The sequence below is a fragment of the Streptomyces sp. AK08-02 genome, assembly GCF_033795085.1.
GTDB lineage: Bacteria > Actinomycetota > Actinomycetes > Streptomycetales > Streptomycetaceae > Streptomyces > Streptomyces echiniscabiei.
Genome location: NZ_JARAZV010000001.1, coordinates 882,152 through 896,645, shown reverse-complemented (window position 1 = coordinate 896,645; position 14,494 = coordinate 882,152). Strand labels below are relative to the sequence as shown.

The window sequence follows — 14,494 nt, the reverse complement described above, 5'->3', positions numbered from 1 at the left end:
AGCCGGGCGGCACCCGGTTCGTGACGATCTGCCAGTTCAGCGGTGCCCCGGAACGCGACAGGCGCGGCCTCCGAGATCTCCGAGATCATGGAAGTTCTCTACGCCCCGTGATCCGAGTGGAAAACCGTGCCTGTCGACGTATCGTCGTGATCCCGCCTGCCCTGGGACAGCTCCGCGAGCATCGAGAGGCCGTATCCGCCGAGGTGCCGGGCCTGCTGGAACGGCTGGGCGAGGTGCCCGACCCGCGAGACGACCCAGGCGGCCTACGGCACGCTCCGGTCACCGTGCTCGCGCTGACCGCGTGCGCGGTTCCGGCGGGGACGACCTCCCTGTCGGCGGTCGGCGAGTGGATCACCGACGCCCCGCCGAATATCCTGGTGCATCTCGGCATACGCCTCGCCCCGTTGTTCCCGAAGCGGCTCCTGCCTGCGGAAACGACGGTCCGGCGGCTGCCGGACCGCATCGACGGCGCCGCACTGGACCGGGCAGTCGGAGGCCGGCTCGCCGACCGACGCCTGGAGGCGACCGGGCTGCGCGGCCTCGCGGTCGACAGCAAAGGCCTGCGCGGCGCTGCCAAGGCGAAGGGCCGCAAGATCCACCTGCTCGCCGCACTGGAGCACACCACCGGCCTGGTCCTGGCCCAACTCGACGTCGGCGAGAAGACGAACGAGATCACCTGCTTCCAGCCACTGCTGGACACCGTCGGCGACCTGGCAGGAACCGTCGTCACCAGCGACGCACTTCACACCCAGCGCGAGCACGCCGACTGCGTCCTCGGCCCGGGCGCCCACTACATCGTGATCGCCAAGGCCATCCAGAGAAGGCTGCACCGACAGCTCAAGTCCCTTCCCTGGATGGACATCCCGCTTCAGCAACACACCCAGGCCACCGCGACCCAGCTCGCCGCTCCGATCCGCGGTCACCGCAAGATCGAGGCACCGCACCATGTCCGCGACACAACGTTCACCGAGGACCCCTCCCAGCTGCGAACCGGCAACGCACCCCACGCCATGGCCACCTGACGCAACCTCGCCAAGGGCGGGATGCCAGGATGAGGCCCTCTCCCACCGCTGTGACCAGGGTGGTCTCGCTGGGGTCGAAGGCGCGGAACGGCGGGCCCCGTGGAACGCGGTTGCCCTGACATGTGTCAGGACCCTCGGCGTCCGGTGTCTGGCTAGGGTCTGTCCACGTCGCCGGCCGCAGGTCAGCGACGTGCCCCGCCCGAACCACGTGTTCCGGGCCGTGCCCGCGCCGACCGTCACCACTCCCAAGGAGAAGTCACTCATGATCCGTTCCCTGAAAGCCGCCGCCGTGGCCATGGCATCCACCGTCGCCGCCACCGCGGGCCTCGTCGTCGGCGCGGCGGGCGCCGCCCACGCGACCGGTCACGGCGAGGGTTTCTACGGCGTGTGGGGCTCCGGTATCAACGTCCGGGCCGGCGGCGGAGAGCAGTGCTACCTGTACCCGTCGGCCTCCAACTGCCCGGATGTGCAGACCACGGTGGGCAGCCCGGCCCAGGTGTACGTGTACTGCCAGCAGGAGGGCGCGCAGGTCGTCGGCGGAAACCCGTACTGGGTGTGGGTCCTCACCGCGAGCGGCCACCGTGGCTACATGGCCAGCTACTACATCGTCAACACCACCAACTGGATCGACGGCGTTCCGGCCTGCTGACTCCGCGTAGCAAAACCCGGCCGCTGCACGGCAGTTCGCGAGCGACTGCCGGTGTGCCGGGCGACAGGGTCCGGACGGACATCACGGGCGACGGCGGGACGGGCCGGCTGCGGGGGTGCGGCCCGTCCCCTGCCTACGACTGCGAGTTCGGCGGGCTGTTGATCCTGCCGTCCCGTCCGTCCCGTTCCCGCCCGCACCGGAGATCGTGAAAGGACACAGCGCGGCCGACCAGATGGTCATCGAGGCACAGAAGTTCATCAACTCCCACTACGCGGCGGGAATACCGAGGGTCGAGGAGAACGGCCGCACCGGTTGACCCGGATTTCGGCCAAGGGATCCCCGCGCCTGCTCCCACTCGCGCTTGCGGGATTTGACGTAGAGAGCCCGGCGGTAGGTGTGGCGAATGGCCGTGTGACGACCCGGAGGCAAGACAGGCACGAGCCTGGGTGATCATGGAGTTCTTGACGCTCAGTGATCGCCAGAGGGCTCGTGCCTGTCCTGCCATCATGCCTGGTCAAACCTCTGTGGCACCAGTTCGCAGCGCTGCTGCCCGAGCACGTCGATACCCGTCCGCTCGGCTGCTACAACCCGCGCATCCCGGACCGGATTGTCTTCGAGCGCGTCATCGCCGCCGTGGTGCACGGCTCCGGATACGAGCGGATCGCCGACCGACAGTGCTCCGACCGCACCATCCGACGCCCCGTCAAGTACTGGTCACAGCTGGGCATGGCCGAGCAGGTCCACGGGCTGGCCGTGCAGGCGTACGACCTCATGACCGGCCTCCAACTCCATGAGCTGTCCGTCGACGGGTGCGTCACCAAGGCTCCCTGTGGCGGCGAGAGAGCCGGACGCTCCCCGGTCGACCGGGGCAGGCAGGGCCTGAAGCACTCGGTGGCCACCGAAGCCCGCGGCGTGCCGAGTGACAAGACCCGAGCCGCGCTCGAGGAACCGGGCTTCACCGGCGAGATCGGCCGCAAGGGCGTGCCCGCACCGTCCAGGCCGGCAAGAGGCGGGTCGTGGAGCGCAGCCACGCACGGATGAACGGCTTCGGCAAGCTCGGCCGCTGCACCGAGAAGCGCCAGTGCGCTGTGGACTTCTACCTCTACCTGTCCGCCGCAATCGTCACGCTCCGCATGCTCATCCGCCGCGCGACCCCGCTCTACCGCTGAGACGGACGGCCCACCACCAAGAGACTCAAGTGACGCCTGCCGACGGCCGTCCGTCTGTGTCGGGCGGACAAGCACTGCCGCATGCCTGGGGAAGGCGCGCTGCTCAACGAGGGCAGGGCCGGCCCGCGCTCCTGGCTGTGGCAGCCGTGGTGATGATGGCGTCGAGCCGGTCCCGGGTTTTCACCAGAGTGCTGACCTGCGTATCGATGCGGTCCCGCTCGGCCGACAGCCGGTCGAGCAGCGCGGGGGTCACGTCACCGGTCTCGACGCACGGCAGCAGTTCCAGAATCGCCCTGCTCGGCAGCCCTGCGGAGTACAACTGCTGAATCAGCTGGACGCGGTCGACCGCACTGTCCGGGTACTGCCGCTGACCGCTGGGGCTGCGCACCGAGGCGAGCAGGTCCTGCTCTTCGTAGTAGCGCAGCGCCCGCACGCTCACGCCCACCCTTGAGGCCAGCTCACCGATGCGCACCAACGCCCCCTCTATGACCTGGATCACGTTTCTTGCCTCTGACGTCAACGTCAGGTTCTAGCGTAGCCCGTGAACAGCCCGGACAGCACGGGCAGGAATCACCTCACCACTGCCAGGAGACTCCCCATGAAGATCACCGGTTCCGTCGCCCTCGTCACCGGCGCCAACCGCGGCATCGGCAGGCACTTCGCCCAACAGCTCCTGCACCGGGGCGCCACCAAGGTCTACGCGACCGCGCGCACCCCCCGCCTCGTCGACCTCCCCGGTGTGGAGGTGCTGCCGCTGGACATCACCGATCCGGCTTCGGTTGCCGCCGCGGCGGGCACGGCCTCGGACGTCACCCTCCTGATCAACAACGCCGGCGTCTTCACCCAGCAGAACCTCGTCACCGGGGACCCCGAGAAGATCCGGCTGGAGATGGACACCAACTACTTCGGCACCCTCAACGTGGTCCGGGCGTTCACCCCCGTCCTGGCCGCCAACGGCGGCGGGGCCATCCTCAACGTCCTGTCGGCGATGTCCTGGCTCGCCTACGACGGGGCCAACGCCTACAGCGCGTCGAAGGCGGCGGCGTGGAGCCTCACCAACGGCATCCGCCTCGAACTCGCGGGCCAGGGAACCGCGGTGACGGGCCTGCACCTGGCCAGTACCGACACCGACATGATGGCCGGGTGGGACGTGGAGAAGAACGACCCCGCCGATGTCGTGCGCGCCGCCCTCGACGGTATCGAGGCCGGGAAGATGGAGATCCTCGCCGACAACAACTCCGTCCAGCTCAAGTCGGCCCTGTCCGCCGACCCGAGCGTGCTCTATCCGCAGGCGGTTCCCGCCGCCTGACCCTCCGGCAGCAGCCCGCCCGGCCAGGCGTCAGCCGACGTTCGAGGACCTACGGATCAGCCGGGCGCGGCCATGTGTACTCGTCACGCTCCGCACGCGCGTCCGCCGCGCGTCCGCCGCGCGACAGCTGGGACACCTACCCACCACGAGAAGACTCAAGTGACGCCTACCGCCGGGCTCTCGTAGTGCCCTTGGCCGAGACATGGGCGACCAAGGGAGGCGGCACGGTCCAGTAACTGGCGGACGTGATGTTGACGATCCGTCCCGTGGCTTCGTAGGTGACGGTTGGGATCAGGCACACATTCCGTGAGGTCGATCACCGAGGTCGGGCTCTGTCCCATGGGCGTCGACGGTGTTCAGACTGCCCACCCGCCGGTGTTCGAGTACGACTCGTAGGAGTACCGAGTGCGGCGGTCCCATTCCTCGCCGGTGATGCGTTCGTAGGCGTGGTCTGGCGTGTAGAGCAGGCTATCGGCCCAGATGAGGTTGGTGGCGAACGGTTCGAAGGCCCTCGGATCCTGGAGTACGCCTTCGAATGCTTCACGGCCGGCGGCGACGACTGCGCAGCGTGTGTAGAGGAATGCGTCACCGGACAGGCCATGTCCGAGTTCCTCGCGGTCCAAGCGGTAAAGGGCCCAGGACAGTTGCTCGGCGAAGCCGGTGACGACGAACATCGGGGACTGAGCTAGGCGCTCTGTCAGCGCGACTGCCAGTTGTTCGGAATCAGGGTCCGGCCCGGTGGGTGTGCATTCCTCGATGAGCTGCCAGAAGGCGTCTTCGTTCATGCCGGCGAGCATGACGCAGGCGTCTGACACTCCGCCTACTTGGTTACCTGTTCGCTGCCGCTGTGAGGAGGACCCGCTTGCGGAGCAGGGGGAACTTGGCGCGGCCGAACATCTGACGTTTGATCATCTTGATGTGGTTGACCCGGCCTTCGACGGGGCCGGAGTTCCAGTGGGTGGTCAGTCCCTGGAGGACGGCGTCCCAGTCCTTCTCCAGGCCGTGCGCAAAACTGTGGAGTTCGGGGAGGTCCTCGGCCTGGGCGGCGAGGATCCTGTCCTCGCGCTCCTCGTCCCGCAGGCGGTCGGGGTGGCGCATCAGCCAGCCGGTGACCTGGCGGACGCCCGGCGGCGCCGATCCGACGACGCGGATGCGCCGTCGGCGGCGGGGCCGCAGGTAGTCGCTGATGATCTGGTAGCTGCCCTGACAGCCAAGCTCTTTGAGCTAGTCGTGCAGGTGGATGGCGTTGGTGTGGCCCTCGGCCCAGCGCCGGTCCAGGTGTGCCTTGAAGGGGTCAAGCTGGCTGGGCCGGGGCTGGTGACGGCCGTTGAGCATCTGCTCGGGTGTTTCCGCTCGGGCGGCCCGGCGGACGGAATTGCCGCCCATGTGCAGTTCCCGGGCGATCTCCCGGATGCCGTGTCCCTGGTCAAGGAGGGCGTGGACGATCGCGTGGCGTTCACGCTGTCGGGCCTCGATGGGAGACATCGCCTTCGTCGTGTTCTCCGGCTCGGCGAAGGAGATGTTCACGATGCCGTTTGCGTCGGCGTCAGGCGGTTTGAGGCATGCGTTGTGCTGGCGCACGCAGCGTTCCACCGCGGTGCCGAGGTTCTGCAGCAGGTGGAAGGGGTCTGCGACCTGGACCGCGTGGGGTGCTCCGGAGCGGGCGCCGTCGGCGTAGGACCCGGCCCGGTCCCGGCAGATGACCTCCGAGCCGGGATGGGCCAGCAGCCAGGCGGCCAGTGTCCCGGCGTCCCGGCCGGGCAGCAGGTCCAGGGGCTGACCAGTCTCGCAGTCGATGATGACGGTGCCGTAGTGCTGCCCGCGGCGTGTAGCGAAGTCGTCCACCCCCAGCGCCTTCGGAACAGCCCAAACGGGATCGGGCACGGCCATCACCAGCCGGAGCAACGTCATCCGGCTCACGACACTGTGCAGGGCCTTGGCGAAACGAGCCCCGGAGCGGCCGGCGAGAGCCACGGCCACCGCCTCCAGCACCCTGCGGAAGCCGGAGTCCGCCTGCCGTACCGCACGGTGAGTCCATCGACCTGCTCGGCGAACGTACGGCGCGGACAACCAGCGTTCTCGCAGTACAACCGTCGGACGGACAGATTGATCCGTACCGCCTGATCACCCACCGGGCCATCGGCAAGATGCCGTTCGTAGGTGCTGTGTATCCGCTCGGACGGCGTCGCGCGGTCGGGACAACTCACGACGACGTTCCGGGTTCTGGCCACAACGTGGACCGCACCGGCCGCCGGGACGGCCGAGGTGGTCCGGCAGTGACGCCGGTTCCTGCAGCAGCGCATCGCGCGCAAGGAGACGTCCATGGTTCAGTTCGATTCCCCCAGTGCGGCAAAGGGAGAGGGCGGCAGGTACACACTCGCTTCCGGCGCGGGCTGGCCTCCACCTGGGGCACCCTGCCCACCCAGGGAAAAGCCGTGTGGTTCTCGCTCCCCCCTGCCCTCCTCCTCTCACCACCGGGACGAAGCCACGTCGGCAGACACGAGCGGCGCTCCGGAGTCACCGCTGCTGACCGTGGCGCGAGTCCCGGTCTCCGCACCGCTTGCGGGGCTACTCCGCCCCTGGTCGGCTTGCGCCAGGCGGATCGATCGCCGAACATCGAACGGGCGTACGCGGGCAGCGGCAGGGCTCGTGGGACGATAACGCCCATGGGGAGCCTGTGAGTTACTCGATGTTCATCTTCCACGCCAACGCTGCGCACGCCCACGACCTGCAGCAGGACACCTTCATGGCGCTCGCCGCGATGTACGTCGAGGCCAGTCCGGCCTACCGGGAGGTCGCGTGGCTGCGGGACTGGCAGGCCTTCTGGATCGAGGCAGCGGGAAACCAGGGGAACGGCTGCAGCGATCTCGACCCTCAGAAGTATCTGACCGATGAAGATCGCATCGGACTGTTCCGGGAGTTCCTCAGCGACTACAGGTCCTGGGTGAAAGCCACCGCCGCGTCCCTGCGGTTGATCACCGGGTACGACGCGGACAAGCTCGTCGACTTCACCGAGACCATGGAAGCCGTGATCACCGGCGACAAGACCAACCCCAGAGTCGTTCCGAGCAACTCTGTGCCTTTCGGCGACTGGATGAACGAAACCTTCGCAGGCCCCTGAGGATGACCCGCTCGGCGGTCAGAGAATCGACCCGGCTTCCTTCGCACCACCGAACTGGAGCCCGCTGAGCAGGCCGCGCTCGGGCAGGGGTGACCGTACGGCGCGGCCAGGGCTGCACCTGCGCGTCACCGCGTTCTCCGCGATGGACCGTCGGCTCCTCGACGCTCCCGAACCTTCGACGGCACCCGGGGGAACACGGCGGTCCCGGCCCAGCGCAAGTACGCTGAACCGCGTCAGCACCCTCGCGGGCGACACCCCGTCTTCAGCCGATCCCGGGTGGACCGCAGGTCTGAGCCGCGTGGAGCGGCATGACCAGGGTCAGCACAACGGTGGCGGCAATAGTGGCGAGCCATACCGCGTACAGCGCTATGGGCCGCGCCCTGTGACCTGAGACAACCCAGGCGATCCACCCGGCCAACGAACCGGCGGCCAGCGCCGCCACGAGGCACAGGGCCACCATGTTCCACGAGACCGGATCCACGGGCGCGTTCCCCGTGCAGTAGTCGGCGTCGTTCGTCAGCGAGGTGTCGAGCACCACTACGAAGATCGCGAGCGCCGACACAGGCCAGGCCACGGCGGCCAGAACCCGGTACGGCTTCCTGGGCCAGGACCGCAGAGCGCCTGCCAGCACGGCGCACATCAGCAGGAGCGGCACCGCCATCTTCTTGAACGGCCACACCATCGCCTGCGTCAATCCCCCCAGGCCTTCGCGGTGCTGGCTGACCTGGGGGTCGTCAGCCCAGTAGAAGCCTTTGAACGCCGCACACATCGAGGCGACGACTACCAGTACGGCCAGCGCATACGCGTGGACCCGGGCGCGGGGCGCTTCCGGGAAGGTCAGGGGCCAGACGATGTCCTGGAACCGGCCTTCCACCCCCGGGCCAGGGGCAGCTCTACGGCGACCTGTGATCATCAGTCTCACGTCCCGCTCCTCCTTCGTCCGCGCCTACCCACACCGCGCTGCGGCCGTCGGTCTCGATCTCCCCGGATACCGCCTCAGTTGATGCGGCGGGCAACCACCCACTCGCCTGTCGGTGACTGCGCCGGTGCGGCGGGCGTCCCTGAGAAAGACACGCGGTCCCGCTCGCGGTCGGCGTGGCCGCCCCTCAACCGGAGAGGCTGAACTCACCCACAACGCACACCAGTTCAACCAGCCCTCCCCAACACCCCTTCTCCTATCGCGGACGACGACGCGCGGCAGCCTCGGCACCCTCCACCCAGTGGAGGTACCAACGTGCGAATCCCACCGGCGTCCGCGGCTCCCCGACAGGGCGGAACTCGCCGTCCCCCGGGCGGTCGTCCGCCCACATACGGCCGCTCTCCGGGCCCGTCAGCACAAGCCAGTCGCAGTAACCGCAGCCCTCGTGACTGAGCTTCAGCGCACCGGAAGTGACCCGGTCGAAGAGCTCGTCACCCGCGGTCATCCAGGCGCTGTACGCCGCGAAGTACGCCTCTTCGTCGTCGAAGCCGGACAGAAGTGGTTGCCTGTCGTCGTGCTCCGCCTGAACCCGCCACCGCTCCTCCTCCGTCAGAAACGGAAGCCGCAGGTAGTCGTGGCGCAGGGAGCGATCTACATTGGTCCACAACCATCCCCCGTCCGTCCGGCGCAGGACGCTGAGCCCGTAACCCGGCCCTGCACCGCCGGCACCGACCTCAAGCAGGAAACCCCGGTACTCCGCCGGCAGCGAGAGACCCCACTGCTCCTCCGCCTCGCAGACCTCCGGCTCCGACAGCGGATCCGTGAACCGGAAGTGATGACCCGATCCCCCGGCCAGGTCCCAGGCCCCGAAGACCTGCTGTGCCTCGTCCACCCGGGCCAGCGCCTCCACCCGCTCGCGGACCCCACTCCACATCGTCACCCCCATGAGTCGAACTGTAGACCGAGGCAACGGCGCTCTCACCCGATAAAGTCGCCCCGGGTGCGCTGGCGTAGGCGGCCGCCGCCTCGCCCGGAGCGTACGGCTCGGTCCGCTTCGCCGGGTCCAGACGCGCGTGACGCGCCCGCGCCTGACGGACCACCAGCTCGCCGCGCTCCGTCAGCACGGGCAGCCACAGCGCGGCGAGCGTGCGGGATCCGGCAACGGCAAGAGGCGGCCGCCCCGCCTCGTTCCGACTCGTGCGGTAGCCGACGCGGTCGAGGGCGGTCCGTCCCTTTTCCTCTCTGGTGTCACATCGTGCGACGCCGAACCGCACTCTCCACGTGCACCTTGTTCATGAGAGTGGGTCCCCTTCAGCCCTTGCCTTTGCCCGGCGCTGCGGCCGAACTCATGGTGTCCGCAATGGACTTGATGCCGCCGTGTGCGGTGAGGCCGCCATCGACCGGGATCTCTGCTCCCGTGATGAACGAGGACTCGTCGGACAGCAGGAAGACGACGAGCGGGGCGACCTCATCGACCGTACCGGTGCGGCCGAGCGGGGTCTCTCGGATGTTCGCCTCGCGGAAGACGGGCGCCGCGGAGGCGGTCATCTCGGTCTCGATGAAACCGGGGTGGATCGTGTTGACGCGGATGCCGCGCGGGCCGAGCTCCATGGCGGCCGTCTTCGACAAGCCGCGCAGCGCCCATTTACTGGTCGTGTAGGCGACCGCGTAGTGACCGGTGAGCGCGGCGGTGGAGCCGACGTTGACGACGGACGCTCCGGGCGGCATCAGTGGTGCGAGATGCTGGATACCCAGCAGCGGGCCGGTGACGTTGACGGCGTGGACGCGGGCGAGGTCGTCGGGGGTGACGTCGCCGACGCGGGCCCGCCAGGTGATGCCCGCGTTGTTGACCAGGCCGTGTATCCGCCCGTACGTCGCGTGCAGTTCGGCAGCGAGTTCCGCCCACTGTCTGTCGTCGGTGACGTCGAGGAGGCGGCAGCCGGGGGCCTCGGTCACGTCGGTGGCGATGACGTGGGCGCCCTCGCGCGTCAGGGCCTCGGCCTCGGCGGCGCCCTGGCCGCGCGCGGCGCCGGTGACGACGAGGACCTTGCCGAGCAGTCTCTTGGGGTGCGGGGCGGTCACGGCCGCTCCCGGGGGCGACGGCGGGCTGTCGGCAGCGGCAGCGGGTCGCTGCCGACGACCACGGTGTTGGAGACGGCGCCGATGCCGTCCACCGTGAGCGTGACCGTGTCGCCGGGCTTCAGGGGAGGCGGTGACTGCTCGCCCCGCACGCCCCACAGTTCAGCGAGGCAGCCGCCGTTGCCGCAGGTGCCCGATCCGAGTACGTCGCCCGGGCGGACGAGGGTGCCTCGGGAGGCGTAAGCCACCATCTCCTCGAAGGTCCAGCTCATGTTGGACAGCAGGTCCTTGCCGACGACCTCGCCGTTGACGGCGGCGGTGAGCCCGAGGCGCAGGAACCCGTCGGTGTCCCGGTACGACTCCAGCTCGTCGGCGGTCACCAGGTACGGGCCGAGGGTGGCGGCGGTGTCCTTGCCCTTGCACGGGCCGAGGCGGACCTGCATCTCACGGGACTGCAGGTCACGCGCGGACCAGTCGTTGAAGATGGTGTAACCGACGATGTGGTCGCGTGCCTGCCGGGCGCTGAGATCCCGGCCTTCCCGGCCGATGACGGCGGCGACTTCCAGCTCGAAGTCGAGCACGCTGCTCCCGGGCGGCACGGGAACGTCGTCGTGGGCACCGATCAGCGCGTAGGGGTTGGTGAAGTAGAAGGTCGGCGCGTCGTACCAGGCGTCGGGCACACCCCCCACGCCGTCCACGGACCGCCGTACGCCCTCGACGTGCTCCTCGAAGGTGACGAAGTCCCGAACGGTGGGCGGCTCCAGCGGCGGCAGCAGCCGCACCTCTGAGGCATGGGGCCCCGGCGGGAGGTCGAGTGTGGTGGCGCCGGCGTTCAGCAGTGCGCCGAGTCCGTCACCGGAGCGGATCAGCTCCGTGAGCGAGTGCGCCCCGGGAACCGGGTGCAGGGTGCCGTCCTCCGCGACGACGGCGACCTGGCGGTGGTCTCTGTGTTCATAGGTGGCGAAACGCATGGACGGCTCCGGGCTCCGACAGTTGGCTGGGGCGAATGGACCGGGGACGCGGCTGGGGAGTCAGGGGAGTTGACAGGGCCGCCGCGTCCCCGGGGTTCGGGGTTCGGGCCGGTGGTGGGTCAGACCGGCGGGGCGACGAACACGCCGCGGTCGACGTCGTTGAAGGACTCCTTGGCGACCAGCTCGTTCATCGGGTTGGCGGTGCCCCACTGGTCGGCGACCTCTGGCTGTGAGAAGTCGTAGACGTGCGGGTGCCAGGTGTCCTCGTCGAGCAGCTCCAGCTCGGTGGTGTACTCGACGGTGTTGCCGTGCGGGTCGAGGAAGTAGCTGAAGGTGTTGTCGCCCGCCAGGTGCCGACCCGGGCCCCAGACCTTCTTGACACCCGCCTGGATCACCCGGCCGGTGCCGCGCATGTACTCGTCGATGCCCCGCAGCTCGAAGGAGACGTGGTGCAGGGCGGTGTGCGGGCCCTGGGCGATGGCCATGGAGTGGTGCTGGTTGCTTATCCGCATGAAGTGCATCGCCTCGCCCATTCGCGGGTGCATGAGGGTGTCGGAGAGGCGGAAGCCGAGGTGGGTCTCGTACCACTCCCGGGTGCGGTTCAGGTCCGGGGAGTTGAGGACGACGTGGGACAGCTTGACCGGGATCGACTCCTTCTCCTCGATCCTGCGGTGCTGCCGTACGGCGACGTCCGCGGAGACCTCGATGGTGCGGCCGTCGATGTCGAAGAAGCGGAAGCCGTAGCCGCCGCCGGGGGTGTCGACCTTGTCCGGCTGGGAGATCAACTGCACACCCGACACGAGCAGTTGACCGGCGAGGGTGTCCACGTCGGCGACGCTCGCGGCGCCGTACGAGACGAGGTCGAGGCGCTTCTCGTCGGCCTTGCGCAGCCGCACGACGTACTGCTCCGGGGAGCCCTCGGCGGCCAGGAAGGAGATGCCGGAGTCCTCGGCGACCTTGGTCAGGCCCCAGACGCCGGCGTAGAAGTCGAGTTGCTTGTCGTAGTCGGGCACGGCGAGGTCGACGTGCCGGAGGTGGGTGAGCAGGCGTGCGCTCATGGTGGGGGTTCCTTCTCGTGTCGAGATTCAGGTCAGGCGCAGCAGGGTCGCCGCGTTGCGGCTGCGGACGGCGTGGAAGTCGGCGTCCGGGAGATGCGCGGCGCGCAACGCCCCGACGGGGTCCTCCGTGCCCATGTCGAAGGGGAAGTCGGAGCCGAGCAGGACCCGGTCGGCGCCGACGACGTGGATCAACTCCCGCAGGACGCGCGGGTCGTGGACCAGGGAGTCGAACCAGATCCGCTGGAGGTAGCTGCTCGGCAGGTGGGCGCAGCCCGCTCCCGCGTCCGAGCGAGCGGACCAGGCGTGGTCGGAGCGGCCGATGTGGGTGGGCAGGTAGCCGCCGCCGTGTGCGGCGATCAGCTTCAGTTCCGGGTGCCGGTCGAGGACGCCGGAGAAGATGAGATGGGACAGGGCGACCGCGTTCTCCGTGGGCTGCCCGACGGTGTTGGACAGGTACCACTGGTCGAGGCGCTCGTCGAGTGTGCAGCCGAAGGGGTGCAGGAAGAGGATCGCGCCCGTCTCCTCGGCCCGGCTCCAGAAGGGTTCGTACGCCGGGTCCGACAGCTCGCGGCCCGGCGCGTGGGAGGAGATCTCGACGCCCAGCAGGCCGGTTCCCATGGCGTGCTCGAGCGCTCGCACCGCCAGCTGGGGGTGTTGCAGCGGAACGAGCCCGAGGCCGCGCAGCCGGCCGGGCGCCTGCGCGCAGTGCGCGGCAGTCGCCTCGTTCGCGAGGAGGCACAGCTTCTCGGCCGTGTTCTCGTCCGCCCAGTAGTGGTAGTGCGACGGGGAAGGGCTGACCAGCTGGATGTCCACGCCCTGCGCGTCCATGGCCGCGAGGCGCACGGTGACGTCGGTCAGCTTCGGGATGCGCGCGCGCACCATGGGGCCGCTGACGGTGAGGGCTGCCTGTCCGTTGCGGCGGGCGTCCAGTGCCCGGGCCTCGGCGAGGCCGGGCTTGTCGGCCACCAGGGCCTCGGCCTCGGGAAGCAGGACGTGTGCGTGGACGTCGACCGTCGGGGTGGGGCGGGTGCCGGCGTCGGGACTGTGGACTGTCACGGCAGCTCCCTGAGCGTGGCCATGATGGGATCGATCAGCCCGGGCAGGTCACCGCGCACACCGTCGAGCTGCCACTGCCCGATCCGCACGGACGCGTCGACGACCATCCGTACCCGGTCGATCCGACGCTCGTAGTAGCGCGTGAGCGTCTCGGTGTCCCACGGGGGTCCCTCGGTCAGGATCTGGGCCAGCACCCAGGCGTCCTCCAGGGCCATGGCCGCGCCCAGCGCCATGGTGGGCGGACAGCAGTGCGCGGCGTCACCGATGAGGATGACCCGGCCGCGGTGCCAGGAACCCTTCACCAGCAGTTGATCGAACCAGGTGTAGTTGACCTGCGCGGGGTCGGTGATCGACTCGCGGATCTCCTCCCAGACACCGCCGTAGCCCTCGGCGAGTCGGCGCATCTCCCGCGCGTAGGTCTCGGGCGGGATCGTGGCGCGGTCCCGGGAGCGCTCCACCAGGATGGCGTAGATCGTGTTCTCACTGGTGGGGGTGTAGCCGGCGATGAAGCAGGGGCCTCCGAAGGTGAGGTCACTGCGTCTTACTCCGGCCGGGCGGGGCGCCGGGGTGCGCCAGATGGCCATGCCGGTCGGCTCGGGCTTGTCGTCGATGCCGATGGCGGCGCGGGTCGTGGAGTTGAGGCCGTCGGCGGCGACGACGAGGTCGTAGCGGCCCTCGGTACCGTCACTGAAGCGGACGGTCACCGACGCGTCGTCCTGGTCGACGATCTCGGTGCCGGTGCCGAGGCGGACGTTCGCGCCGGAGGCCCGGACGGCCTCGATGAGGATGCGCTGCAGCACCGGGCGTTGCATGCCCAGGGTGGCGGGCAGTTCGTCCCCGCCGGTGCGGACGACCTCGCCGACGTGGAACACTGTGCCGTCGGGCGCGGCCATGCCCAGGGTGTCGAAACCGAAGCCGTGTTCGCGGACCTCGTCCCAGACACCGGTCTCGCGCAGTACGCGCAGGGCGTTGCCCTGGAGGGTGATGCCGGAGCCGCGTACGTTCCAGTCCGGCTTGATCTCGACGAGGTCGACGTCGATTCCGGCCCGGCGCAGCAGGACGGTCAGGACGTTGCCCGACATGCCCCCTCCGATGACCAGGACCTTCTTCGCTCTCTTGCTTTCCATCGCCAACTCCTTTG

General features: G+C 69.2%; 14 protein-coding genes and 2 pseudogenes. 5 read left to right on the top strand and 11 right to left on the bottom strand.

The genetic code is table 11. The annotated features are described in order from the left end of the window. Nucleotides 1-20 precede the first annotated feature (20 nt). The 3 genes and pseudogenes from PV734_RS03720 to PV734_RS03710 all read left to right on the top strand — a co-directional run. Nucleotides 21-944 (top strand): annotated as a pseudogene (locus PV734_RS03720) (ISAs1 family transposase); the annotation flags it as partial. A 340-nt stretch (nucleotides 945-1,284) separates the two neighbouring features. After that, the gene (locus PV734_RS03715) at nucleotides 1,285-1,671 is read left to right on the top strand and encodes a hypothetical protein (protein WP_319098738.1); all 387 of its coding nucleotides are present in this window, start codon (nucleotides 1,285-1,287) and stop codon (nucleotides 1,669-1,671) included. Nucleotides 1,672-2,160: 489 nt separating this feature from the next. Continuing rightward, nucleotides 2,161-2,840, top strand: a pseudogene (locus PV734_RS03710) (IS5/IS1182 family transposase). A gap of 103 nt (nucleotides 2,841-2,943) precedes the next feature. On the opposite strand, the gene PV734_RS03705 reads toward PV734_RS03710, so the two are convergent. After that, complete coding sequence (locus tag PV734_RS03705) at nucleotides 2,944-3,312, bottom strand: MerR family transcriptional regulator (protein ID WP_319098761.1); 369 nt, start codon at nucleotides 3,310-3,312, stop codon at nucleotides 2,944-2,946. A gap of 126 nt (nucleotides 3,313-3,438) precedes the next feature. Here PV734_RS03705 and PV734_RS03700 point away from each other — a divergent pair, with 126 nt between their 5' ends. Next, nucleotides 3,439-4,149 (top strand): SDR family oxidoreductase, encoded by a 711-nt coding sequence (locus PV734_RS03700; RefSeq protein ID WP_319098739.1) that lies wholly within the window; start codon nucleotides 3,439-3,441, stop codon nucleotides 4,147-4,149. Nucleotides 4,150-4,505: 356 nt separating this feature from the next. Here the strand turns inward: PV734_RS03700 and PV734_RS03695 are convergent, their stop codons facing one another. From PV734_RS03695 to PV734_RS03685, 3 genes are all read right to left on the bottom strand, one after another. After that, complete coding sequence (locus PV734_RS03695) at nucleotides 4,506-4,934, bottom strand: DUF4240 domain-containing protein (RefSeq protein ID WP_319288742.1); 429 nt, start codon at nucleotides 4,932-4,934, stop codon at nucleotides 4,506-4,508. A 43-nt stretch (nucleotides 4,935-4,977) separates the two neighbouring features. Then, nucleotides 4,978-5,247: a transposase gene (locus tag PV734_RS03690; protein WP_319098741.1), complete on the bottom strand. Its 270-nt coding sequence runs from the start codon at nucleotides 5,245-5,247 to the stop codon at nucleotides 4,978-4,980. Between the two features lie 126 nt (nucleotides 5,248-5,373). Then, entirely contained in the window at nucleotides 5,374-6,123 is a 750-nt protein-coding gene (locus PV734_RS03685) for a transposase (RefSeq protein WP_319288741.1), read from the bottom strand. Nucleotides 6,124-6,826: 703 nt separating this feature from the next. Here PV734_RS03685 and PV734_RS03680 point away from each other — a divergent pair. After that, a complete protein-coding gene (locus PV734_RS03680; protein WP_319098743.1) occupies nucleotides 6,827-7,270 on the top strand; it encodes a hypothetical protein in 444 nt (147 codons plus the stop codon). Between the two features lie 262 nt (nucleotides 7,271-7,532). Here the strand turns inward: PV734_RS03680 and PV734_RS03675 are convergent, their stop codons facing one another. From PV734_RS03675 to PV734_RS03645, 7 genes are all read right to left on the bottom strand, one after another. Continuing rightward, nucleotides 7,533-8,192, bottom strand: a complete 660-nt coding sequence (locus tag PV734_RS03675; protein WP_319098744.1) for a hypothetical protein — start codon at nucleotides 8,190-8,192, stop codon at nucleotides 7,533-7,535. A gap of 253 nt (nucleotides 8,193-8,445) precedes the next feature. Next, nucleotides 8,446-9,135, bottom strand: a complete 690-nt coding sequence (locus PV734_RS03670) for an SMI1/KNR4 family protein (RefSeq protein WP_319098745.1) — start codon at nucleotides 9,133-9,135, stop codon at nucleotides 8,446-8,448. 365 nt (nucleotides 9,136-9,500) lie between these two features. Continuing rightward, entirely contained in the window at nucleotides 9,501-10,271 is a 771-nt protein-coding gene (locus PV734_RS03665; RefSeq protein WP_319098746.1) for an SDR family oxidoreductase, read from the bottom strand. Further along, nucleotides 10,268-11,239, bottom strand: a complete 972-nt coding sequence (locus PV734_RS03660; RefSeq protein ID WP_319098747.1) for a fumarylacetoacetate hydrolase family protein — start codon at nucleotides 11,237-11,239, stop codon at nucleotides 10,268-10,270. The genes PV734_RS03665 and PV734_RS03660 overlap by 4 nt, the downstream gene beginning before the upstream one ends. A gap of 119 nt (nucleotides 11,240-11,358) precedes the next feature. Beyond that, nucleotides 11,359-12,297 (bottom strand): VOC family protein, encoded by a 939-nt coding sequence (locus PV734_RS03655; protein ID WP_319098748.1) that lies wholly within the window; start codon nucleotides 12,295-12,297, stop codon nucleotides 11,359-11,361. Between the two features lie 27 nt (nucleotides 12,298-12,324). Then, nucleotides 12,325-13,353 (bottom strand): amidohydrolase family protein, encoded by a 1,029-nt coding sequence (locus PV734_RS03650; RefSeq protein ID WP_319098749.1) that lies wholly within the window; start codon nucleotides 13,351-13,353, stop codon nucleotides 12,325-12,327. Beyond that, nucleotides 13,350-14,480 (bottom strand): FAD-dependent oxidoreductase, encoded by a 1,131-nt coding sequence (locus PV734_RS03645; protein ID WP_319098750.1) that lies wholly within the window; start codon nucleotides 14,478-14,480, stop codon nucleotides 13,350-13,352. Before PV734_RS03645 ends, PV734_RS03650 begins: the two co-directional genes overlap by 4 nt. Nucleotides 14,481-14,494 lie beyond the last annotated feature (14 nt).

Coding starts and splice junctions, on each gene's coding strand:
- PV734_RS03670 (WP_319098745.1), bottom strand. CDS start 9,135: ATGGGGGTGACGATGTGGAGTGGGGTCCGCGAGCGGGTGGAGGCGCTG.
- PV734_RS03695 (WP_319288742.1), bottom strand. CDS start 4,934: ATGAACGAAGACGCCTTCTGGCAGCTCATCGAGGAATGCACACCCACC.
- PV734_RS03660 (WP_319098747.1), bottom strand. CDS start 11,239: ATGCGTTTCGCCACCTATGAACACAGAGACCACCGCCAGGTCGCCGTC.
- PV734_RS03645 (WP_319098750.1), bottom strand. CDS start 14,480: ATGGAAAGCAAGAGAGCGAAGAAGGTCCTGGTCATCGGAGGGGGCATG.
- PV734_RS03700 (WP_319098739.1), top strand. CDS start 3,439: ATGAAGATCACCGGTTCCGTCGCCCTCGTCACCGGCGCCAACCGCGGC.
- PV734_RS03690 (WP_319098741.1), bottom strand. CDS start 5,247: ATGCGCCACCCCGACCGCCTGCGGGACGAGGAGCGCGAGGACAGGATC.
- PV734_RS03715 (WP_319098738.1), top strand. CDS start 1,285: ATGATCCGTTCCCTGAAAGCCGCCGCCGTGGCCATGGCATCCACCGTC.
- PV734_RS03655 (WP_319098748.1), bottom strand. CDS start 12,297: ATGAGCGCACGCCTGCTCACCCACCTCCGGCACGTCGACCTCGCCGTG.